Genomic DNA, 21,639 nt, shown 5'->3' on the forward strand with positions numbered 1-21,639 from the left:
TTCGTGCTTCAAGCGTCGCCCCTGTGCGGGGCGGCACCTACTTTTCTTTGCCGCCGCAAAGAAAAGTAGGCAAAAGAAAGCGGCTAACACCGCCAACATTTCTTCTTGCCTGAGGGCCCCCAACGGGTCTTACGCTTCACACGGCGGCATCTCTGTTCGCGTTCGTTGCCAACGCTTCGAATGAACGCCTCACCCGCTTCGAATACCCGTACTCGGGCCAGCGGCAGCGAATGGTATGTGCCGCCCAGGTGGCAAACTGTGTGTAGGTTGTCGCGTCGTATGCGTAAGCGCTCTTACAGGGTGAGACGCCTGCGCTATCGGTCCGGAGTGGGCGTGTGTGAGGTACTACGGCCTACACACAGTTTGCCACCTGGGCGGCGGTGGACTATCTGGCACGGCATGCTGTAATGCGGGGATGTGAAGCGGGTGATGCGCAGCGCAAGAGCGTTGGCAACGAACATGGGTCACTTGATTGCCGTGTGAAGCGTAAGACCCGTTGGCGTCCCTCAGGCAAACACTAGAACTGGCGGTGTTAGCCGCTTTCTTTTGCCTACTTTTCTTTGCGGCGGCAAAGAAAAGTAGGTGCCGCCCCGCACAGGGGCGACGCGTGAAGCGCGAAGGCAAAACGCGGATGCCAGCGAAAAAACCAAATCCACCCAAAGCGTCGCAGACAACACAAAAAAACCAAACCCTTACGCCGCAGTCGACTGCAACCGCGCAGTCCGCGCTACAGGAAACCGCACGGTAAACACACTCCCCCGCCCTTCCTCACTCTTAACCTCGAGCTGCGCATCATGCCGCTGCAGCACATGCTTGACGATAGCAAGCCCAAGCCCGGTGCCACCCGTATCCCGCGACCGACTCCGATCAACGCGATAAAACCGCTCAGTCAACCGCGGAATATCCGCAGCAGGAATCCCGAGCCCGCTATCGGTCACACAGAACGTGGCCTGCCCGCCTTGAGCATGCCAGCTCACACTAATCGACCCGCCGTCAGGCGTATACCGAATTGCATTCGTAACGAGATTGCCAAACGCGCTGAGGATCTCAGTCTCGACGCCCGTCACAGTAAGCGCCTCGTCGGCATCGAACGTAATCCGATGACGTCCGCCAGAAAGACTCTGCGCATCGTCTTGCAAATGCCGCACCACCGCGCGCATATCGACCATCTGGCTGCTCGGCGGCTTGTTATCGCCTTCCAGCGTCGCAAGCACCAGCAAATCACTGACGATATGCTGCATCCGCTGCGCCTGCTGCATCATCAGATCGAGATAACGCACGCGCTCGCTCTCGTCGAGCGGCAACTCACGCATCGTTTCGAGAAAACCGGATAGCACGGTCAACGGCGTCTTAAGCTCGTGCGATACATTCGCGACAAAATCGCGGCGCATCGCGTCGGTACGTTCGAGCTCCGTAATGTCCTGCGACAGCACCAGCTTGCGATTCTCGCCGTAAGGAAACACCTGCACGGAAATCACGTTCTGGCGCTTGTCGCCCATCCCGCGCATGATCAGCATCTCTTCATAGTGATGCGAGTTCAGGTAGCGGACGAAGTCGGGATGACGCACGAGATGCGTGATGTGCTGGCGCAGATCGCGTTTCGCATCGAGGCCGAAGTGCTCTTCGGAGATCGCGTTGCACCATTCGATCTGATCATGATCGTCGAGCATCGCAACACCGTTCGGCGACGCCTGGATCGCCTGAATGAAGCGCGAGTGCTGCTGCTCGACCTGACGCACCTGCGCGTGCCAGCGCTTCGCGAGCTTGTGCAGCCGGTAGTAGATTTCGCCCCAGATGCCCGGCGCGCTCGGCACCTCGCCATACACAGGCGCGTCGAGCAGACGCCACAGGCGCTGCTTGTGAAACGTGCTGAAAATGCCTTGCGCGAGCAGCGCGAGCACGGCAAGCGTCAACGCCGCCTTGGTGCTGACGAAAACACCGACTGCCACGCATAGCACAGCGAGGAGCACAAGCGATACCAGGGAGCGCGCCCAGATGATGTTCATGTGTTCCTGCAACCTTGAAGACAAATCTGAAGACTACAGAGACAACAAAGCGCGCTGCGATGACATGCCGCAGCGCGCTTCGTGTTTTTCAATCAGTTTACCTTATGCGCTCTTGGCCAGGCGATACCCGCTGCCCCGCACCGTCTCGATCATCGCATCGCAGCCGGCCGGCTTGAGAGCGGCGCGCAAACGCTTGATGTGAACGTCGACCGTGCGCTCTTCGACGAACACATGGTCGCCCCACACCTGATCGAGCAGTTGCGTGCGGCTGTGGACACGCTCCGGGTGCGTCATGAAGAAGTGCAGCAGACGGAATTCCGTCGGACCGAGATCGAGTTTGATCTCGCTGCCTTCCGCATGAGCCGCGACGCGATGCGTAGCCGGGTCGAGCTTCAGCCCGTTGATCGCAACCACGTCTTCCGTCAGCTGCGGCGCGCGGCGGCGCAGCACCGCCTTGATGCGCGCCATCAGTTCCTTCGGCGAGAACGGCTTCGTCACGTAGTCGTCGGCGCCGATCTCGAGGCCCAGCACCTTGTCCTGCTCGTCGCCGCGCGCCGTCAGCATGATGATGGGAATGTGTTTGGTGCGCTCGTTGTTGCGCAGGTCGCGCGCGAACGCAATACCCGATTTGCCCGGCAGCATCCAGTCGAGCAGCACGAGATCGGGAAGCACATCGCTGATCAGGTTCTGCGCCTGTTCGGCGTTGTACGCACGAATCGGACAATGGCCCGCGTGTTGCAAGTTGACCGAGATCAGCTCGGAAATAGCGGGTTCATCTTCGATAACGAGAATACTGCTGGGCATCGGCGCCTCTTGATAAACGAAATGCGATGAAAACGGTTCGCGTGAGCGGATAAACGCATCCGCTCACGAATCAACTCAGCGATCAGCTGAGCGCCTCGCGTTCGAGCGCGTCGCGGCCCATGTGGCGCACGTCCGTGCCCTTCACCACGTAGATGATGAACTCGGCGATGTTCTTCGAGTGGTCGCCGATCCGCTCGATCGCCTTCGCGATGAACAGGAAGTCGAGCCCGACGGAGATCAGGCGCGGATCTTCCGTCATGTACGAAATCAGCTTGCGCACAAATGCGCGGAATTCCTCGTCGATCGCCTTGTCGTCGCGCACGATCTGCGCGGCGGCCACGGTGTCGAGGCGCGCGAACGCATCGAGCGCGCGGCGCAGGATGCTCACGGCCATATCGCCCGACAGCTTGATCTCGGCGATGTTGATCGTGCGCGACGCGCCGTCTTCCGACAGACGCTTGGTACGCTTGGCGATTTTCTCCGCTTCGTCGCCGGCGCGTTCGAGGTTCGTGATGGTCTTCGAGATCGCCATCACGAGGCGCAGGTCGCGCGCCGTCGGCTGACGCCGCGCGATGATGTTGCTGCACTCTTCGTCGATCTCGACTTCCATCTGGTTCAGACGTTCTTCTGCGGCGATCACCTGATCGGCGATACCGGTGTCGAATTCGTTCAACGCGTTCATCGCAGCGACGATCTGCGCCTCGACGAGGCCGCCCATTTCGAGCACCTTCGAAGACACGGCGTTCAGATCGGCGTCGAACTGGCTGGACAGGTGTTTGTCGGTCATGTCGTACTCCCTAAGCTCGTGCGCTCAGCGATTAGCCGAAACGGCCCGTGATGTAGTCTTCCGTTTCCTTGCGGACCGGCTTGATGAAGATTTTCTCGGTGTCGCCGAATTCGATCAGCTCACCCAGGTACATATACGCAGTGTAGTCCGAACAACGCGCGGCCTGCTGCATGTTGTGCGTGACGATCACCACCGTATAGTCGCTCTTCAGTTCGGCGATCAGTTCTTCGATGCGCCCCGTCGAAATCGGGTCGAGCGCCGAGCACGGTTCGTCGAGCAGCAGCACTTCCGGACGGATCGCAATGCCGCGCGCGATACACAGACGCTGCTGCTGGCCGCCCGACAGACCGTAGCCGCTCTGGCCGAGCTTGTCCTTCACTTCGTTCCACAGCGCTGCCTTGGTCAGCGCCCATTCGACGCGATCGTCCATCTCCGAGCGCGACAGCGTTTCGAACATCTTCACGCCGAACGCGATGTTGTCGTAAATCGACATCGGGAACGGCGTCGGCTTCTGGAACACCATGCCGATGCGCGCGCGCAGCAGCGAAATGTCGCGCTTCGTCGTGAGCAGGTTTTCGCCGTCCATCAGGATTTCGCCTTCGGCGCGCTGCTCCGGATAAAGCGCATACATCTTGTTGAACGTGCGCAGCAGCGTCGACTTGCCACAACCCGACGGACCGATGAACGCGGTCACCTTGCCTTCGGGAATCTGCAGGTTGATGTTCTTCAGCGCGTGATACTTGTTGTAGAAGAAGTTCAGGTTGTTGACTTCGATCTTCGGGCGCGAGGGCGCGGCCGCTTGACCGCTCTGCGCCGGGTCGAAACCGGCGGGTGCCGCCGGGCGTTCGACGGGATTCAGGTGACTTTCTGCCATGTTCATCGGATCGCTCCGCCCTTACTTTTTCGAGAAGATCGTACGCGCGAGAATGTTGAGTCCCAACACTCCGAGCGTGATCAGGAAGACGCCAGCCCACGCGAGCGATTGCCACTGCGCAAACGGGCTCATCGCGAACTTGAAGATCGTGACCGGCAGGTTCGCAACCGGTTGATTCATGTCCAGCGTGAAGAATTGATTGGACAGCGCCGTGAAGAGCAGCGGCGCCGTTTCACCGGCGATACGCGCGATGGCGAGCAACACGCCCGTCACGATGCCCGCCACCGACGCCTTCAGCGTAATCGACAGCACCATCTTCCACTTCGGCGTGCCGAGCGCGAAAGCCGCTTCGCGCAGCGCGTTCGGCACGAGCTTCAGCATGTTCTCCGTCGTGCGGATCACGATGGGAACCTGCAGCAGCGCCAGCGAGATCACGCCCGCCCAGCCGCTGAAGTGGCCCATCTTCGCGACGACCAGCGCGTACACGAACAGACCGACGACGATCGACGGCGCCGACAGCAGAATGTCGTTGATGAAGCGCGTGATGCTCGCGAGCCAGCCCTTCTGACCGTACTCGGCGAGATACACGCCCGCCATGATGCCGATCGGCGTGCCGACGAACGTCGCGATCACGACCAGCATCAGGCTGCCGACGATCGCGTTCGCGAGACCGCCGCCGTCCGTGTTCGGTGGCGGCGTCGACTGCGTGAACAGCTCGATCGACAAACCGCCGATGCCCAGGCGCAGCGTCGTATAGAGAATCCACACCAGCCAGAGGAGGCCGAATGCCATTGCCGCGAGCGACATCGTCAGCGCGATCGCATTGGTGACTTTGCGGCGCTTTTGCAGCCGGGTGCGCATCGCTTCGAGCGCGACGCTGTCGGTGCTGCCCGGCATGTTCATCGAGGACTGGCTCATTTCGCGCCCTCCCCTTTCTCGAGGCGAAGCAACATGATCTTCGAAATCGCCAGCACGATGAAAGTAATCACAAACAGGATCAGGCCGAGTTCCATCAACGCGGCCGTATGCAGGCCCGGCGCGGCTTCCGCGAACTCGTTCGCGAGCGCCGACGTGATGCTGTTACCCGGCGAAAAGAGCGACACATTGTCGAGCAGGTTCGTATTGCCGATCACGAACGTGACGGCCATCGTCTCGCCGAGTGCGCGCCCAAGGCCGAGCATCACGCCGCCGATCACGCCCGTCTTCGTGAAAGGAAGCACGATCTTCCACATCACTTCCCAGGTCGTGCAGCCGATGCCGTACGCCGATTCCTTCAGCAGCACGGGCGTGACTTCGAACACGTCGCGCATCACCGACGCGATGTACGGAATGATCATGATCGCGAGAATCACGCCCGCGCACAGAATGCCGATGCCGATGGGCGGACCCTTGAACAGCGCGCCAATGATCGGCATGCCGCCGAGCAGCGTGCCGAGCGGCTTTTCAAAATACTGCGCGAAGATCGGCGCGAACACGAGCAGGCCCCACATGCCGTAGACGATCGACGGAATCGCGGCGAGCAGCTCGATCGCGATGCCGAGCGGCCGGCGCAGCCAGGCGGGCGACAGTTCGGTCAGGAAGAGCGCGATGCCGAAGCTCACGGGCACCGCGATGATGAGTGCAATGATCGACGTCGCAATCGTGCCGTAGATGGGCACCAGCGCGCCAAACTGCTCGGAAGGTGGATCCCAGTCGGCCGTCCACAGGAAGGCGAGGCCGAATTTCTGGATCGTCGGCAACGAAGCGACGAGCAACGACACGATAATGCCGCCGAGCAGCAGTAGCGTGACGATGGCGGAAAGCCGCGCAATGCCGCCGAAAATGACGTCGCCCGCGCGGCTGGGCGCTTTCTGCGTCGTACTACCGGGCGGAGTCGACCGGGCGCCGTCAGAAGTGAGAGGGAGGTCGGACATGGGAGCTGATAAACCTGTTTCCGGTTGCCGCATGGCGTATGCCAGACGGCCAGAACGATGGCCGCCGGGCTTCATCGAAGCCGGGCGGCCGGCCGCGCGCATCATCCAGCTGTCATGCGCGCGGTGCTTGCTGCTGTTGCTGCAAGCCGAGGATTACTCGGCGAGCGCCTTGCCCGATGCGTCCTTGACCTTTGCCTTCCACTGCGTCTTGATTTCCGACACGACCGATTCCGGCAGCGTGATGTAGTCCAGATCGTTTGCAGCCTGGCCGCCGTTCTTGAACGCCCAGTCGAAGAACTTCAGCGTTTCCGCGCCTTGCGGGCCCTTGTCCTGCGTCGTGTGCAGCAGCACGAACGTCGCGCCGACGATCGGCCATGCGTTCTTGCCCGGCTCGTTCGTCAGGATCTGGTAGAACGACTTCGACCAGTCAGCGCCAGCTGCCGCTGCCTTGAACGTTTCCGTCTTCGGCTCGACCACCGTGCCTGCCGAGTTCTTCAGGTCGACGTAGGTCATGTGGTTTTGCTTCGCGTACGCCCACTCCACATAGCCGATCGCGCCCGGCAGACGCTGCACGAATGCCGCGACGCCGTCGTTGCCCTTGCCGCCCGTACCCGTCGGCCAGTTGACCGTCGAACCTTCACCGATCTTCGACTTCCACTCGGGGTTGACCTTCGACAGGTAGTTCGTCCAGATGAAGCTCGTGCCCGAGCCGTCAGCGCGGCGAACCACGGCGATGTCCGTATCCGGCAGCTTGACCTTCGGGTTCAGCGCGGCGATAGCCGGGTCGTTCCACTTCTTGACCTTGCCGAGGTAGATGTCGCCGAGCACTTCGCCCGACAGCGTGATTTCGCCAGCCTTGACGCCCGGCACGTTGATGACGGGCACCACGCCGCCGACCACCGTCGGGAACTGGAACAGGCCTTCCTTCGCGAGTTCGTCGTCCTTCAGCGGAGCGTCCGAGCCTGCGAAGTCAACCGTCTTCGCGACGATCTGCTTGACGCCGCCCGACGAGCCGATGCCCTGATAGTTGACCTTGCCGCCGCCCGTCTTCTGGTAAGCATCTGCCCACTTCGTGTAGATCGGTGCTGCAAAGGTGCTGCCCGCGCCAGTGATATCGGCGGCTTGCGCTGCGATCGCGAAGAGAGCGCCAGCCATGCCAGCGAACGCGGTTTGCATCAGTTTCATGTTTTCTCCGTGGTTATGAGCGTGTGCAACGACACCGCGAAGAATAGTGGCCAATTGTGACAGTCACATGACTAATCGTGAACTTCCTGTGACAGTTCTATTACGGCCGTGAAAGGCGCTATGTCAGGGTTTCTACTGCGCAAGCAGATGTGCTTCGGATAGGCGGTTTTACGGTCGAAATCGGGCCGTTGCGAACGTTTGCGGGCTCAGGCGCTCAATGAGACGGCTGCGCGAAAAAAAGGGCGGCATAGCGCCGCCCTTCTCGTCGAAACGCTACCGGCGTGATCAGGTCGTCGCTTGCTTCACGACAGCCGCGATCGTTTCCGCATGATGCACGGCGTCCTTTTCTTGCGCGGCCTCGACCATCACGCGCAGGACGGGCTCGGTGCCCGACGCGCGGATCAGTACGCGACCGCTGCCGTCGAGCGCGCCTTCCGCCTCGCTGATCGCGCGGCGGATCGCGTCGCTGCCCTTCCAGTCCGCGCCCGGCTGCATCCGCACGTTGATCAGCTTCTGCGGGAACAAATTGACGCCGTCGAGCAGTTGCTCGAGCGAACGGCCGCTGCGCTGCATCGCCGCCAGCACCAGCAGCGCGGAGACGATGCCGTCGCCGGTCGAATGGCGATCCAGCGACAGGATGTGGCCCGAGCCTTCCGCGCCGAGCTCCCAGCCATGCTCGCGCAGTTGTTCCAGCACGTAGCGGTCGCCCACGGCGGCGCGCACGAACTGCACGCCCGCCTTCTTCAGTGCCACTTCGACGGCCATGTTGGTCATCAGCGTGCCCACTGCGCCTTCGACCTTGCCTTGCGTCGCGATCCGGTCCTGCACCAGCACGTACAACAGTTCGTCGCCATTGTAGAGCCGCCCGTTCGCGTCGACGACCTGGAGACGGTCGGCGTCGCCGTCGAGCGCGATGCCGAGATCCGCCTTGTTCGCGCGCACCGCGCGCACGAGCGCGTCGGGCGCCGTCGCGCCGACGCCGTCGTTGATGTTGAAGCCGTTCGGCGAGACGCCGATCGTGATCACGTCCGCGCCGAGCTCATGGAACACTTGCGGCGCAACGTCGTACGCCGCGCCGTGCGCGCAGTCGACGACCAGCTTCATGCCGCGCAGATCGAACGCCTGCGGGAAGGTGCTCTTGCAAAATTCGATGTAACGGCCTGCCGCGTCGTCCAGACGTCGCGCCTTGCCGAGGCGCTCGGACGGCGCGCAATCGAGCGGCTTGTCCAGCTGCTCTTCGATCTGTAACTCGACTTCGTCCGGCAGCTTGTTGCCGTCGGCGGAGAAGAACTTGATACCGTTGTCGTAGTACGGATTGTGCGACGCGCTGATCACGACACCCGCCGCAAGACGCAGCGCGCGCGTCAGATAGGCGACGCCCGGCGTCGGCATCGGCCCCGCCAGCATCACGTCGACGCCCGCCGCCGAGAAGCCCGACTCCAGCGCCGCTTCGAGCATGTAGCCGGACACGCGTGTGTCCTTGCCGATCAGCACCGTAGGCCGCTTGCCCGTATTCGCCCAGGTGTCGGCGCCTGCGAGCACCTTGCCGGCTGCATAGCCGAGCCGCAGCACAAAGTCAGGCGTGATCGGCGCTTCGCCGACCTTGCCTCGAATCCCATCTGTTCCGAAATATCGACGTGCCATATTGGAATTTTCCTCCCAAGCGTGGTGATCAGGCGCGCCGCGCTGCGTCGCGCGTCGCCGCCCATACTTTTAGTGCATCCACCGTCTGCTCTACGTCATGCACTCGGATGATCGCGGCCCCCCGTTCAGCCGCGCATACGGCCGCCGCGACACTCGCCGCTACGCGTTGCCGCGCGGGCCTGTCCACGACAGCACCCAGCATCGACTTGCGCGACATGCCGGCCAGAATGGGCAGCGGCGTGCCGACAATCGGCGCGGTCTGAGACAGGTGAGCGAGCAGCGCGTAATTATGCTCGACCGTCTTGCCAAATCCGAATCCTGGGTCGACGCTGATGCGATTTTTTGCAACACCTGCGCTCATCATCGTATTGACACGTTCGTCGAGGAAGGCGCGAATCTCAGCGACGACGTCCGCGTAGGCGGGTGCGCCGACCTGCATCGTCTGCGGCTCGCCGAGCATATGCATCACGCACAGACCGCACTGGCTGTCCTTCACGGCGTCGATCGCGCCGGGCATCCTGAAGCCCCAGATATCATTAATCAGATCAGCGCCGGCCGCCAGCGCATGGCGCATAACTTCAGGCTTATACGTGTCAACGGATACGGGAATCCCAGCGTCGCTCAGTTCCTTGACGAGGGGTATCACGCGATCCAGTTCGTCTTCGAGCGGTACGGGCGGCGCACCGGGCCGCGTCGACTCGCCGCCAATGTCGATGATGTCGGCGCCGTCGGCCAACATCAGCTCCGCCTGCAGCCGCGCCTTGCTGGGCTCTGCGTACAGACCGCCGTCGGAAAACGAATCGGGTGTGACATTCAGGATGCCCATCACAAGCGGGCGTTCGAACGTAAAGGTGAACCGACCGCATTGCATCGGCTCGGGAATGGGATAAAGCGGGGATTGGGCGTTCGACACGAGACAGGACCGTACTGCATAGGCGAAGGGTTAAGAACGACCGCGAAACGTCTGTATCGCGATCCGAGCAGCATTAGAAATGAAAACGGGCCGGTGTGAAAACACACCGGCCCGTAAAACACCTTTAACCGATCATCAGGTAGCCGGCGCGGTCGCGCTGCCCGGCTTCACTTCCGTGCCCGGGCTGCTGCCGCCCGATGCATCGGTAGGCGACGGCGAGCTCTTCGGCGAACGCGGCGGACGGCCAGCCATGATGTCGTTGATCTGATCGGCGTCGATCGTTTCCCACTCCATCAGCGCTGCGGTCATCGCCTCGACCTTGTCGCGGTTCGCGTCGAGCAAGCGCTTCGCGAGGTTGTACTGGTCGTCCAGCACGCGACGGATTTCGGCGTCGACCTTCTGCTGCGTCGCTTCCGAAATGGTGCGCGTGAAGCCCCGGCCGAATGGCGACGCATCGTTCTCGTCGTCGACGTAGACCATCGGTCCCAACGCGTCCGTCATGCCGAAGCGAGCCACCATCGCACGCGCGGTGGCCGTCGCCTTGTTGAAGTCGTCGGATGCGCCCGTGCTGATCAGGTTCAGGAACAGCTCTTCCGCCACGCGCCCGCCGAACAGGATGGCCAGACGGTCGAGCAGGTAATCCTTCGAATACGTCTCGTTGTCGTGCTCCGGCAACTGCCACGTCACGCCCAACGCACGACCGCGCGGGATGATCGTGACCTTGTGTACCGGGTCCGCTTTCGGCAGCAACTTGGCGATCACCGCATGGCCGGACTCGTGGTAAGCCGTCGCGCGCTTCGCATCTTCGCGGATCACGGCCGACTTGCGCTCCGGACCCATGAAGATCTTGTCCTTGGCGTCCTCGAAGTCCTGCATTTCGACGATGCGCTTGCCGCGACGCGCGGCGAACAGCGCCGCTTCGTTCACGAGGTTCGCCAGATCGGCGCCCGAGAAGCCCGGCGTGCCACGCGCGATCACTGCCGCGTCGACGTCGTTCGAGATCGGTACCTTGCGCAGATGCACCTTCATGATGTGCTCGCGGCCACGGATATCCGGCAGACCGACATACACCTGACGGTCGAAACGGCCCGGACGCAGCAGCGCCTTGTCGAGCACGTCCGAACGGTTCGTCGCGGCGATCACGATCACGCCCGAGTTCGCTTCGAAGCCGTCCATCTCGACGAGCATCTGGTTCAGCGTCTGTTCGCGCTCGTCGTTGCCGCCGCCCATGCCTGCACCGCGATGACGGCCGACCGCGTCGATTTCGTCGATGAACACGATGCAAGGTGCATGCTTCTTCGCCTGCTCGAACATGTCACGCACACGAGCCGCGCCAACGCCGACGAACATTTCGACGAAGTCCGAACCCGAGATGCTGAAGAACGGCACCTTCGCCTCACCAGCGATAGCGCGCGCGAGCAGCGTCTTACCGGTTCCTGGCGGACCAACCAGCAGCACACCGCGTGGAATGCGACCGCCCAGCTTCTGGAACTTCTGCGGATCGCGCAGGAAGTCGACCAGTTCGGACACTTCTTCCTTCGCCTCGTCGCAGCCGGCTACATCCGAGAAATTGATTGCGTTGTTGTTCTCATCGATCAGACGCGCACGGGATTTACCGAACGAGAAGGCACCGCCTTTCCCGCCTCCCTGCATCTGTCTCATCATGTAGAACCAGAACCCGATGATCAGGATGGTTGGCCCGAGGTAATACAACGCGGACACCAGCGCGTTCGGCTCGTCATCCGCCTTGCCGCTGACCTGCACGCCATACTTCATCAGGTCGCCGACCATCCAGATGTCGCCCGGCGACACGATCTGATACTTCTGACCGTCGGCCGGCGTCACCGTGAGGTTGCGCCCCTGAACGATCACGCTCTTGACCTTGCCGCTTTTCGCGTCGTCCATGAACTGCGAATACGAAACGCCTTCCTGGACACGGGGCTTGTCGAACTGCTTGAACACCGTAAACAGCACCAGTGCGATCACCAGCCACACTGCTGCTTTCGAAAACATGTTGTTGTTCAAAGCACCACTCCTTCACTCATAGACAAGCGCCTACATTTGCCTTGCGGCACCACTCAGGCATTCTAATCCAGTCCGAAGACCCCTGCCATAAGCATTCGCTACCGCATAAATAGCGTACCGCGCAACCTCAGCGCTCTTATTTTCCGGCGTGCCGGAAATGCGGGCCTACATATCACTGCACCCGTTTTTAACGGGGTCGCTTCAGATGCCTTCCCAGAATAAACGTCTCGGAGGATTTGTCCCGGGACGCCTTCGGTTTGCGAGCGGCCACCGTCTTAAACTGATGCTTGAACTTCTCAACAATCTGGCTGTAACCACTACCGTGAAAGCATTTGACTAAAAGGGCACCATCGGGTTTGAGGTGGTTTTGCGAAAACTCCAGCGCGAGATCGCACACATGCTCGATTCGCGCGGCATCCGCCACCCCCACTCCCGACAGGTTGGGCGCCATATCCGAAATTACAAGATCGACATCGCGCTCTCCGACCACTTCTTCCAGTTGTTCGAGAACATTGTCCTCGCGGAAGTCGCCCTGAATGAAATAAACGTCGGCGATCGGCTCCATTGGCAGCAGGTCGAGCGCGATGATTGTGCCGTCGATCCCGCCGTCCCGCTGTGCGTCGCGGTGCTTGCCCTGCGCGAGCTTGTTGCGTACGTACTGACTCCAGCTGCCGGGCGCGGCGCCCAGATCGACGATCACCTGACCCGGGCGGATCAGCTTGTCCTGCTCATCGATTTCCTTCAGCTTGTAGGCCGCGCGGGCGCGATAGCCCTCCCGCTGTGCCATTTTCACGTACGGATCGTTGATGTGGTCGTGCAGCCACGACGTGTTGAACTTGTTTTTTGCCATTAAACGTTGAACTCTTGCTACGTAATACCGCGCTTTTAGCGGATAATACGCGTTTAATTCGCGCGGCTGCAGCCAAAGACCGCCTTCCGCGCTCGTGATTCTGCTTGTAGTCCGCGTCGCCGCTGCCATCGCACCTGGCGCCGTCTTTGATGCCGGACTCATCGCCCGCAGTTTCCTAACCGCAGTTTCCTGATTTTTCGCGCACCGCCTGCTGTTCCGCCGGATTGCCGGACCACCGGTCCCTGCTCGCGGGCGTCGCCATTTTAGTCGAGTCCTCTACTTCTCATGCCAGCCCTCAAAGTTTCTTCCGAACAACGCGCCGAATTGCGCTCCCAGGCTCACGTGCTCAAGCCGGTCGTGATCGTCGGCGCCGAAGGGCTGACCGATGCCGTGCTGGCTGAAATCAAGGTCCATCTGAAAGCGCACCAACTGATCAAGATCCGCGTGTTCGGCGACGAGCGCGAAGAGCGCATCGCCATCTACGACGATATCTGCGATCGCCTGAGTGCGGCGCCGATCCAGCATATCGGCAAGCTACTCGTCATCTGGAAGCCGGAAAAGGTGGCCACCGAGCGCGCTCCCGCCGCCACGAAAGCGAAGCGCGGCGCGCTGCCGAGCGTCCGTGAGGCCCTCGGCGATGCACCGGCGGGCAAGGGACGCGCGCCTCGCGTCGTGAAAGTCGTTAAGCCGTCCGAAAATCCGATGCGCAAGCCAAAAGCGCAGAAACTGGTGGTGCGCGGCAACGAGCGCGTCACCGCGGGCGGCAACATCAAGAAAGCAAAGAAACGCCAGACCAGCGCAAAGCGCATGCATCAGACGTCGAAGTAAGACGGGCGTGGCGCGGAAAACCGGTTTGATATTTGGACTGGGCCATTTGGACTGGGCCGCGCCGACCGAAGAGAATTTACCGGGCGCCGCGCCTCGTGCGGCGATCCGTCGCGTACTTGAGTGCTGTTGAGCCAAGCGACTCGCCCACGCGGACGCGATCAGTGTCGATACGCTATCCCGCCGTCCGGCCAGCGACGCGTCCCGCGCCCCGCTCCACGGCGATGCCCGTTCCCGCCGGCAGCTTCCACACGAGCACGATGCCCAACAGGCTTTCGATCAGATAGAACACGCTCGACACGCCGTGCAGCATGCCAAAGCGGCTTGCATAAACGGAGTGGCCGACATCCGTGCCCGCTTCCTGCGCGGCGATGCGCAGCGCATTCATGAACGGTTGCAGCGCAAAGTAGCCGACCAGCACGCACACCAGCATGCCGGCAATCAGCCAGCGCAGACGCCGATACGCATCGCCGCCACGGCGGACCAGGACGTTGCACAGCGCAAGCAGCAGCACGCCGCACACCACGCCAATCACGCCTTCGATGCGAAACAGTTGCGCCGCGACCGCGCCCGCCGTCACCCGGTCAAGCGAGGTGAACAGCACGGGCGCCACGGCGTAGCCAATGGTCAGCAAGCTGCCGATCCAAACGACCGTCAACAGGCGGAACAGGCGATGCGGCATCGAAGACACGGCAGCCGCCTCAGATGTAACGGACCGCGATGATTTCGTACTCGCGCACGCCGCCCGGCGCCTGCACCGACGCGACATCGCCTTCCGTCTTGCCGATCAGCGCGCGCGCGATCGGCGAGCTGACGGAAATCAGGCCGTGCTCGAGATCGGCTTCGTCATCGCCGACGATTTGATAGGTAACCGAAGCACCCGAATCCAGATCTTCCAGATCGACCGTCGCGGCGAACACAACGCGGCCTTCTGCGTCGAGTGCGGACGGATCGATGATTTGCGCGCCCGCCAGCTTCGATTCGATTTCAGCGATGCGGCCTTCGATAAAGCCCTGCTTCTCTTTCGCAGCGTCGTACTCGGCGTTTTCCGACAGATCGCCCTGGGCGCGCGCTTCCGAGATCGAATTGATGACAGACGGACGCTCAACCGATTTCAGGCGCTGCAATTCGTCGCGCAGTTGGTCTGCGCCGCGCTTCGTCAATGGAATAGTGCTCATAAACAACTCTTTGGCAAAAGACAGCCACAAAAAAAATCACCGCGGTTAAGTGCATCCCGCTACGGTGCGCAAACGTGGCACAAAGCCCGATCTGACACCTTAGGGACGCCGCTTAACCGCGGCACTTACGACTTGGACAGGAAACTGAAGCCTTAGTTTAGGCGAGCATGGAGGCCTTGTAAATCATAGACTTCCAGGTCCTTCAGATAACGCAGGCCTTCAACGGCGGCACGCGCGCCCGACATCGTCGTGTAGTACGTGACCTTGTTCGCCTGCGCGCTCATGCGGATCGAACGCGAATCGGCGATGGCTGCGCGCGTTTCGTCGACGGTCGTGAAGACGAGTGCGATCTCGCCGTTCTTGATCATGTCGACGATGTGCGGGCGGCCGTCCTTCACCTTGTTGACGACGCGCACGGGCACACCCGCCGCTTCGATCGCCGCCGCCGTGCCCTTCGTCGCGACGAGCGGATAGCCCAACTCATGCAGCATACGCGCGACTTCGACGGCCTTCGGCTTGTCGGCGTCCATCACGGTCAGCAGCACCGTGCCCGACTCCGGCAGACGCGAACCCGCTGCGAGCTGCGACTTGAAGAGCGCCTCACCGAAGGTCTGGCCAACGCCCATCACTTCGCCCGTCGAACGCATTTCGGGTCCGAGCACCGGGTCGACAGCCGGGAACTTGACGAACGGGAACACCGCTTCCTTCACGCTGAAGTACGGCGGGATGACTTCCTTCGTCACGCCTTGCTGCGCGAGCTTCTGGCCGACCATCGCGCGTGCCGCGATCTTCGCGAGCGGCAGGCTGGTCGCCTTCGACACGTACGGCACCGTACGCGAAGCGCGCGGGTTCACTTCGAGCACGTAGATGACGTCCAGCTTCGAGCCGTCCGCCTGCGGCACTTGCTGGATCGCGAACTGCACGTTCATCAGGCCGATCACGTTCAGCGCCTTCGCCATCGCGCCCGTCTGGCGCTTGAGCTCGGCGACGGTTTCCTTCGACAGCGAGTACGGCGGCAGCGAGCAAGCCGAGTCGCCCGAGTGGACGCCCGCCTGTTCGATGTGCTCCATCACGCCGCCGATGAACACCGTGTCGCCGTCCGAGATGCAATCCACGTCGCATTCGATCGCGTCGTTCAGGAAGCGGTCCAGCAACACGGGCGAATCGTTCGACACCTTCACGGCCTCGCGCATATAGCGCTCGAGGTCGCGCGGCTCGTGGACGATTTCCATCGCACGGCCGCCGAGCACGTACGACGGACGCACGACAAGCGGATAACCGATTTCGTCGGCGAGCTTGAGCGCTTCGTCTTCGGCGCGCGCGGTGCGGTTCGGCGGCTGACGCAGGCCGAGGTCCTGCAGCAGCTTCTGGAAACGCTCGCGGTCTTCCGCCGCATCGATCATGTCCGGCGACGTGCCGACGATGGGCACCCCATTCGCTTCGAGATCGAGCGCGAGCTTCAACGGCGTCTGGCCGCCGTACTGGACGATCACGCCGAGCGGCTTTTCCTTGTCGACGATTTCGAGCACGTCTTCGAGCGTCAGCGGCTCGAAGTACAGACGGTCAGACGTGTCGTAGTCGGTCGAAACGGTTTCAGGGTTGCAGTTGACCATGATCGTTTCGTAGCCGTCTTCGCGCATGGCGAGCGCGGCATGCACGCAGCAGTAGTCGAACTCGATGCCCTGGCCGATCCGGTTCGGGCCGCCGCCCAGCACCATGATCTTCTTGTTGTTCGTCGGGTTCGCTTCGCACTCTTCTTCGTACGTCGAGTACATGTACGCCGTCTTCGTCGCGAACTCGGCCGCGCAGGTGTCGACGCGCTTGTACACGGGGCGCACGTTCAGTTCAATCCGGCGCTTGCGCACGTCGGCGCCCGTCGCGCCGAGCAGCTTCGCGAGGCGGCGATCCGAGAAGCCGCTCTGCTTCAGATAAATCAGCTCTTCCTTCGTGAGGCTCGCGAGCGTGCGGCCTTCAAGCGCCTTTTCCTTGCGGATGATCTCTTCGATCTGCGCGAGGAACCACGGGTCGATTGCCGTTTCCTCGAAGATTTCCTGTTGCGTCAGACCGAGGCGGAACGCGTCGCCGACATACCAGATGCGGTCCGGACCGGCTTCACCGATTTCGCGGATCACTTCGTCGCGGCTCGTGGTCTTTTCATCCAGACCGTCGACGCCAACTTCCAGACCGCGCAGCGCCTTCTGGAACGATTCCTGGAACGTGCGGCCGATCGCCATCACTTCGCCGACCGACTTCATCTGTGTGGTCAGACGCGGATCGGCTTCGCGGAATTTCTCGAACGCGAAACGCGGAATCTTCGTGACGACGTAATCGATGGTCGGTTCGAACGAAGCCGGCGTCTGACCGCCCGTGATTTCGTTCTTCAGTTCGTCCAGCGTGTAGCCGACGGCGAGCTTCGCCGCGACCTTCGCGATCGGGAAGCCCGTTGCCTTCGACGCCAAGGCAGACGAACGCGACACGCGCGGGTTCATTTCGATCACGATCATCCGGCCATCGACGGGATTGATCGAGAACTGCACGTTCGAGCCGCCCGTATCGACGCCGATCTCGCGCAGCACCGCGAGCGATGCGTTACGCAGGATCTGGTATTCCTTGTCGGTGAGCGTCTGCGCCGGCGCGACGGTGATCGAGTCGCCCGTGTGGATGCCCATCGGGTCGAGGTTTTCGATCGAGCAGACGATGATGCAGTTGTCCTTCTTATCGCGGACCACTTCCATCTCGTACTCTTTCCAGCCGAGCAGCGATTCTTCGATCAGCAGTTCGCGCGTCGGCGACAGATCGAGACCGCGCTTGCAGATTTCTTCGAATTCTTCGCGGTTATACGCGATGCCGCCGCCCGAGCCGCCGAGCGTGAACGACGGACGGATCACGATGGGGTAGCCGCCGCCGCCCGTGAACGCCGCGATTTCCGCTTGCACCTGCAACGCTTCTTCCATCGAATGCGCGATGCCCGACTTCGCCGAGCCAAGGCCGATCTTCGTCATCGCGTCCTTGAACTTCTGACGGTCTTCAGCCTTGTCGATCGCTTCCGGCGACGCGCCGATCAGTTCGACCTTGTATTTTTCCAGCACGCCGTGGTGATGCAGATCGAGCGCGCAGTTCAGCGCGGTCTGGCCGCCCATCGTCGGCAGGATCGCGTCCGGACGCTCCTTCGCGATGATGCGCTCCACCACTTCCCACGTGATCGGCTCGATGTAAGTGACGTCGGCCGTATTCGGGTCGGTCATGATCGTCGCCGGATTGCTGTTGACGAGAATGACCTTGTAGCCTTCCTCACGCAGCGCCTTGCACGCCTGCGCGCCCGAGTAGTCGAACTCGCACGCCTGGCCGATGATGATCGGACCCGCGCCGATAATGAGGATGCTTTTAATGTCTGTCCGCTTGGGCATAACGCTCTCGCTAATGTATTCCTGAGTTCTTACTGTTGGCGCGCCGGCGGTGTGCCGTTCGGACCGGCCGCGAAGGCTGTACCCAAATGGGCCAGCCGAACGGCGTCGCGGGGCGCGCTTTCTTCCGTCGCTGCTTTTACGAGCGCCTGCTTACGCCGCTGCCGACTTGTTGCCCTTCGCCTCGTCCATCAACGCGGTGAAGCGGTCGAACAGATAGGCGATGTCATTCGGACCGGGCGATGCTTCCGGGTGACCCTGGAAGCAGAATGCCGGCTTGTCCGTCAGCGCGAAGCCTTGCAGCGTGCCGTCAAACAGCGACACGTGCGTCACCTTCGCATTGGCGGGCAGCGTGTCGGCGTCGACCGCAAAGCCGTGGTTCTGCGACGTGATCACGACGCGGCCGTCGCCGAGGTCCTTCACGGGATGATTCGCGCCGTGGTGGCCCGTCTTCATCTTCATCGTCTTCGCGCCGACAGCGAGACCCATGATCTGATGACCGAGGCAGATGCCGAACGTCGGAATGCCGCGCTCGATGAATTCGCGCGTCGCGGCGATCGCGTAATCGCACGGTTCCGGGTCGCCGGGGCCGTTCGACAGGAAGATGCCGTCCGGATTCAGCGCGAGCGCGTCTGCAGCCGTGGCTTGCGCCGGCAGCACCGTGACCTGGCAACCGCGTTCCGCGAGCATGCGCAGAATGTTGTACTTCACGCCGAAGTCGAACGCGACGACGCGGTAGCGCGGCGTGTTCTGCATGCCGTAGCCGCTGCCCAGACGCCATTCCGTCTGCTTCCATTCATACGGCTTTTGCGTCGACACGACCTTCGCGAGGTCCATGCCCGCGAGACCGGGGAACGAGCGCGCGAGTTCGATTGCCTTCGCCTCGTCATCCGAGCCTGCGAGAATCGCGCCGTTTTGCGCGCCCTTGTCGCGCAGCACGCGCGTGAGCTTGCGGGTGTCGATACCGGCGATCGCGACGACGCCTTCCGCTTTCAGGTAATCCGGGAGCGTGCGCTCCATGCGGAAGTTCGACGCGAGAACAGGCAGATCACGGATGATCAGGCCGGCGGCATGGACTTTCGTGGCTTCGACATCTTCGGCATTCACACCAACATTGCCGATGTGCGGATACGTCAGCGTGACGATCTGGCGCGCGTAGCTGGGGTCGGTCAGGATTTCCTGATAGCCGGTGATGGCCGTATTGAAGACGACTTCACCGATCGTATGACCGGGCGCGCCGATCGAGTAACCACGAAAGACCGTGCCGTCGGCGAGCGCGAGCAGAGCGGGAGAAAATGACGGCAACACGGGAGACTCCTTGGGGAGCACCCTGTTGCCGACCTGTCTATCCGACCGTGCGGGCCGCGGCGAGGCGCATCATTCGATGCGCGCGCAGGCTCGCTCGCGTTGTCGCTGTTCGCGGAGGGTCGCATCGGGCGCCGCGGAGCTCGCAGTCGGCCCATTGTGTAGGCGAACTGGCTGGTTGCGGGCCGCTGGCGACAGTAGCCGGGAAGTTTCACTCATGAAAAACAACCGGGACTACAACGAAACGCGGCGGATGAACGGTATGGGAGAGGTAGGCGCTAGGGTGCGGGTTGATAAGCTCAAACCTTGAAATTATAGCCTGAAATGACCCTTCTCTTCAAATCCGAGATGGGCGATAGCGCGGCGAAGCTGGCGCCGTCAGGCGCTCGGGGTGCAATCAGCTTGCTACGCAGCCCGCCTGGCGGACCCTTCACCGTCTATCAGGATATGCCCGGCAGCTTACGGCTGATGTTCGGCATGCACGCGCGCCGGACTTCTGGCCAGCACACGGCTCGGCAGCACGTACCAGATGGCGCTCGCCAGTTGCAGCGCAACGAGAATGCCCCACGCAGTCAGATGCGCGGCGGGCGGATAGTGTCCGTCAACGGGTGTCCACCGCGACAGCACCGCGCCGACGCCGATCTGGAAGCCGAAGATCAGCAGAAAAATGATCAGCGTCAGCGTCGTATTCGCGCGTCCGATCAGATGCGGCGGGAAATGGCGCGCGAGCACCGCATAACTCAGAATGCCGACGCCGCCGAAAATCCCGTAAGCCGCCCACAGCAATCCCGCGGGCAGCGGCGCACGTAACATGATCAGCAGCTGCGTGATGACGAAAAGCACCATGCCGACGCCGCAAAACGCATACAGCGACAGCCCGCGCCGCTCCATGCTGCGCGCCGCCGCGCCGAAGCCGACGCAGCCGGCCATCATTGCGAAACCAAGCACCGACACGAACGCGGCCGCTTGATGCGACTGGAAACCCGACACGTCGCGTAACCAGGCGCCGACCCACAGCGACTGCATTGCGTAGAACACGCCTTGCGTGACGACCGAGAACGACGCGATCTTCCAGAACGCCGCGCTGCGCAGGATATGCCACGTGCCCTTGAACTGGCTGACGAGGCTGGCCTGATGGTGCGTCTCCCTGGTTTCGGGCGCGAACGCCCATAGCATCGCCGCAACGATGATCGTAAGAATTACGAGCCCGAAACAGACGGTGCGCCAGCTTGCAAAGGTCAGCAGCCACGTCAGCGGCGAACCGACCACGACGCCACCCAGACCACCGACGGCCATCACGAGCCCGTTGATCAGCGGCAGACGCGCCGCCGGGAAATGCTGCGCCAGCGCCTTGAACGCGCCCCCGAGGCACACCGACACGCCGACGCCAATCAGCAGCCGCCCGATCATCATTGTCCCGACGCCGTGCGCCGTGCCGAATACGCCAATGCCTGCGGCGGCGATCAGCAGCATCCCCGCCGTCACACGACGCGCGCCATAGTGATCAAGCAATACACCGGCAGGCAGTTGCGCGCCTGCGAAGCCGAGAAAGTAAAGGCTCGTCAGCAGACCTAGATCGGCGGCCGTCAAGCCGAGTTCGTGCGTGATCAGCGGTGCGAAACCGAGATTCACGCCACGAAACACGTACGAGACGAAGTATCCGGCGGAGAACAGGAGAAAAACACGAAGCGGCGTCGAGAACATGAGGCGTCAGCGAGTTGGCCCGGCGGGCCCGAGGATGAACGATAGCCCAATCATGTCCATCGTGGTGCAAGACCGCGCATCGCGTACGGGCTCCCGTATGGGTCCGCGTATGGGTTTCCGTAGGGAAACGTCGGTCGAAATGAAAAACGCCGTCACCTCAGGTGACGGCGTCAAGGAAAACGAGGAGAGATCGGAGCGCACTTCATACGCTGCCCCCGCAGC

17 protein-coding genes are annotated in these 21,639 nt (G+C 62.0%); 1 reads left to right on the forward strand and 16 read right to left on the reverse strand.

Annotated elements, in window-relative coordinates; all coding sequences use genetic code 11:
- Positions 1-692: 692 nt before the first annotated feature.
- From phoR to BLT65_RS02655, 11 genes are all read right to left on the reverse strand, one after another.
- Entirely contained in the window at positions 693-2,006 is a 1,314-nt protein-coding gene (gene phoR, locus BLT65_RS02600; RefSeq protein ID WP_042306949.1) for a phosphate regulon sensor histidine kinase PhoR, read from the reverse strand.
- Between the two features lie 102 nt (positions 2,007-2,108).
- On the reverse strand, positions 2,109-2,810 hold the full coding sequence (gene phoB / locus BLT65_RS02605) for a phosphate regulon transcriptional regulator PhoB (protein WP_006051991.1): 702 nt from the start codon (positions 2,808-2,810) through the stop codon (positions 2,109-2,111).
- Between the two features lie 82 nt (positions 2,811-2,892).
- Complete coding sequence (gene phoU / locus BLT65_RS02610; protein WP_042306948.1) at positions 2,893-3,597, reverse strand: phosphate signaling complex protein PhoU; 705 nt, start codon at positions 3,595-3,597, stop codon at positions 2,893-2,895.
- Positions 3,598-3,628: 31 nt separating this feature from the next.
- Positions 3,629-4,477, reverse strand: coding sequence for a phosphate ABC transporter ATP-binding protein PstB (gene pstB, locus BLT65_RS02615; RefSeq protein WP_028367729.1), 849 nt, complete (start codon positions 4,475-4,477; stop codon positions 3,629-3,631).
- Positions 4,478-4,492: 15 nt separating this feature from the next.
- Entirely contained in the window at positions 4,493-5,389 is an 897-nt protein-coding gene (gene pstA, locus BLT65_RS02620; RefSeq protein WP_042306946.1) for a phosphate ABC transporter permease PstA, read from the reverse strand.
- A complete protein-coding gene (gene pstC / locus BLT65_RS02625) occupies positions 5,386-6,384 on the reverse strand; it encodes a phosphate ABC transporter permease PstC (protein ID WP_091774521.1) in 999 nt (332 codons plus the stop codon). Before pstC ends, pstA begins: the two co-directional genes overlap by 4 nt.
- Positions 6,385-6,537: 153 nt before the next feature.
- Positions 6,538-7,569 carry a phosphate ABC transporter substrate-binding protein PstS gene (gene pstS / locus BLT65_RS02630; RefSeq protein ID WP_042306942.1) on the reverse strand — a complete coding sequence of 344 codons (1,032 nt, stop codon included), beginning with the start codon at positions 7,567-7,569 and terminating at the stop codon, positions 6,538-6,540.
- Positions 7,570-7,854: 285 nt separating this feature from the next.
- A complete protein-coding gene (gene glmM / locus BLT65_RS02640; RefSeq protein WP_042306941.1) occupies positions 7,855-9,213 on the reverse strand; it encodes a phosphoglucosamine mutase in 1,359 nt (452 codons plus the stop codon).
- A gap of 28 nt (positions 9,214-9,241) precedes the next feature.
- Positions 9,242-10,084: a dihydropteroate synthase gene (gene folP, locus BLT65_RS02645; protein WP_091774523.1), complete on the reverse strand. Its 843-nt coding sequence runs from the start codon at positions 10,082-10,084 to the stop codon at positions 9,242-9,244.
- A 177-nt stretch (positions 10,085-10,261) separates the two neighbouring features.
- The gene (gene ftsH, locus BLT65_RS02650; protein WP_007748092.1) at positions 10,262-12,151 is read right to left on the reverse strand and encodes an ATP-dependent zinc metalloprotease FtsH; all 1,890 of its coding nucleotides are present in this window, start codon (positions 12,149-12,151) and stop codon (positions 10,262-10,264) included.
- Between the two features lie 187 nt (positions 12,152-12,338).
- Positions 12,339-13,001: an RlmE family RNA methyltransferase gene (locus BLT65_RS02655; protein ID WP_091774525.1), complete on the reverse strand. Its 663-nt coding sequence runs from the start codon at positions 12,999-13,001 to the stop codon at positions 12,339-12,341.
- 285 nt (positions 13,002-13,286) lie between these two features.
- Here BLT65_RS02655 and BLT65_RS02660 point away from each other — a divergent pair, with 285 nt between their 5' ends.
- Positions 13,287-13,829, forward strand: a complete 543-nt coding sequence (locus BLT65_RS02660) for a YhbY family RNA-binding protein (protein WP_091774527.1) — start codon at positions 13,287-13,289, stop codon at positions 13,827-13,829.
- A gap of 172 nt (positions 13,830-14,001) precedes the next feature.
- Here BLT65_RS02660 and BLT65_RS02665 read toward each other — a convergent pair whose 3' ends face one another.
- The 5 genes from BLT65_RS02665 to BLT65_RS02685 all read right to left on the reverse strand — a co-directional run bounded on the left by BLT65_RS02665 (position 14,002) and on the right by BLT65_RS02685 (position 21,417).
- Entirely contained in the window at positions 14,002-14,508 is a 507-nt protein-coding gene (locus BLT65_RS02665) for a DUF4149 domain-containing protein (RefSeq protein WP_091774914.1), read from the reverse strand.
- 19 nt (positions 14,509-14,527) lie between these two features.
- Positions 14,528-15,004 carry a transcription elongation factor GreA gene (gene greA / locus BLT65_RS02670; protein ID WP_042306933.1) on the reverse strand — a complete coding sequence of 159 codons (477 nt, stop codon included), beginning with the start codon at positions 15,002-15,004 and terminating at the stop codon, positions 14,528-14,530.
- 152 nt (positions 15,005-15,156) lie between these two features.
- The gene (carB, locus tag BLT65_RS02675; protein WP_091774529.1) at positions 15,157-18,411 is read right to left on the reverse strand and encodes a carbamoyl-phosphate synthase large subunit; all 3,255 of its coding nucleotides are present in this window, start codon (positions 18,409-18,411) and stop codon (positions 15,157-15,159) included.
- A 150-nt stretch (positions 18,412-18,561) separates the two neighbouring features.
- Positions 18,562-19,716, reverse strand: coding sequence for a glutamine-hydrolyzing carbamoyl-phosphate synthase small subunit (gene carA, locus BLT65_RS02680; RefSeq protein WP_042306929.1), 1,155 nt, complete (start codon positions 19,714-19,716; stop codon positions 18,562-18,564).
- Positions 19,717-20,172: 456 nt separating this feature from the next.
- A complete protein-coding gene (locus BLT65_RS02685; RefSeq protein ID WP_091774531.1) occupies positions 20,173-21,417 on the reverse strand; it encodes an MFS transporter in 1,245 nt (414 codons plus the stop codon).
- Positions 21,418-21,639: the final 222 nt, after the last annotated feature.

The organism is Paraburkholderia steynii (assembly GCF_900100565.1).
In the GTDB taxonomy this organism is placed as follows: Bacteria; Pseudomonadota; Gammaproteobacteria; order Burkholderiales; family Burkholderiaceae; genus Paraburkholderia; species Paraburkholderia terrae.

Bases quoted from the DNA above. Each gene is read 5' to 3' on its own strand.
- phoB (WP_006051991.1), bottom strand. From the start codon at position 2,810: ATGCCCAGCAGTATTCTCGTTATCGAAGATGAACCCGCTATTTCCGAG.
- phoR (WP_042306949.1), bottom strand. From the start codon at position 2,006: ATGAACATCATCTGGGCGCGCTCCCTGGTATCGCTTGTGCTCCTCGCT.
- greA (WP_042306933.1), bottom strand. From the start codon at position 15,004: ATGAGCACTATTCCATTGACGAAGCGCGGCGCAGACCAACTGCGCGAC.
- pstC (WP_091774521.1), bottom strand. From the start codon at position 6,384: ATGTCCGACCTCCCTCTCACTTCTGACGGCGCCCGGTCGACTCCGCCC.
- pstB (WP_028367729.1), bottom strand. From the start codon at position 4,477: ATGAACATGGCAGAAAGTCACCTGAATCCCGTCGAACGCCCGGCGGCA.
- glmM (WP_042306941.1), bottom strand. From the start codon at position 9,213: ATGGCACGTCGATATTTCGGAACAGATGGGATTCGAGGCAAGGTCGGC.
- BLT65_RS02660 (WP_091774527.1), top strand. From the start codon at position 13,287: ATGCCAGCCCTCAAAGTTTCTTCCGAACAACGCGCCGAATTGCGCTCC.
- BLT65_RS02665 (WP_091774914.1), bottom strand. From the start codon at position 14,508: ATGCCGCATCGCCTGTTCCGCCTGTTGACGGTCGTTTGGATCGGCAGC.
- BLT65_RS02655 (WP_091774525.1), bottom strand. From the start codon at position 13,001: ATGGCAAAAAACAAGTTCAACACGTCGTGGCTGCACGACCACATCAAC.
- pstS (WP_042306942.1), bottom strand. From the start codon at position 7,569: ATGAAACTGATGCAAACCGCGTTCGCTGGCATGGCTGGCGCTCTCTTC.
- folP (WP_091774523.1), bottom strand. From the start codon at position 10,084: ATGCAATGCGGTCGGTTCACCTTTACGTTCGAACGCCCGCTTGTGATG.
- phoU (WP_042306948.1), bottom strand. From the start codon at position 3,597: ATGACCGACAAACACCTGTCCAGCCAGTTCGACGCCGATCTGAACGCC.
- BLT65_RS02685 (WP_091774531.1), bottom strand. From the start codon at position 21,417: ATGTTCTCGACGCCGCTTCGTGTTTTTCTCCTGTTCTCCGCCGGATAC.
- pstA (WP_042306946.1), bottom strand. From the start codon at position 5,389: ATGAGCCAGTCCTCGATGAACATGCCGGGCAGCACCGACAGCGTCGCG.
- carB (WP_091774529.1), bottom strand. From the start codon at position 18,411: ATGCCCAAGCGGACAGACATTAAAAGCATCCTCATTATCGGCGCGGGT.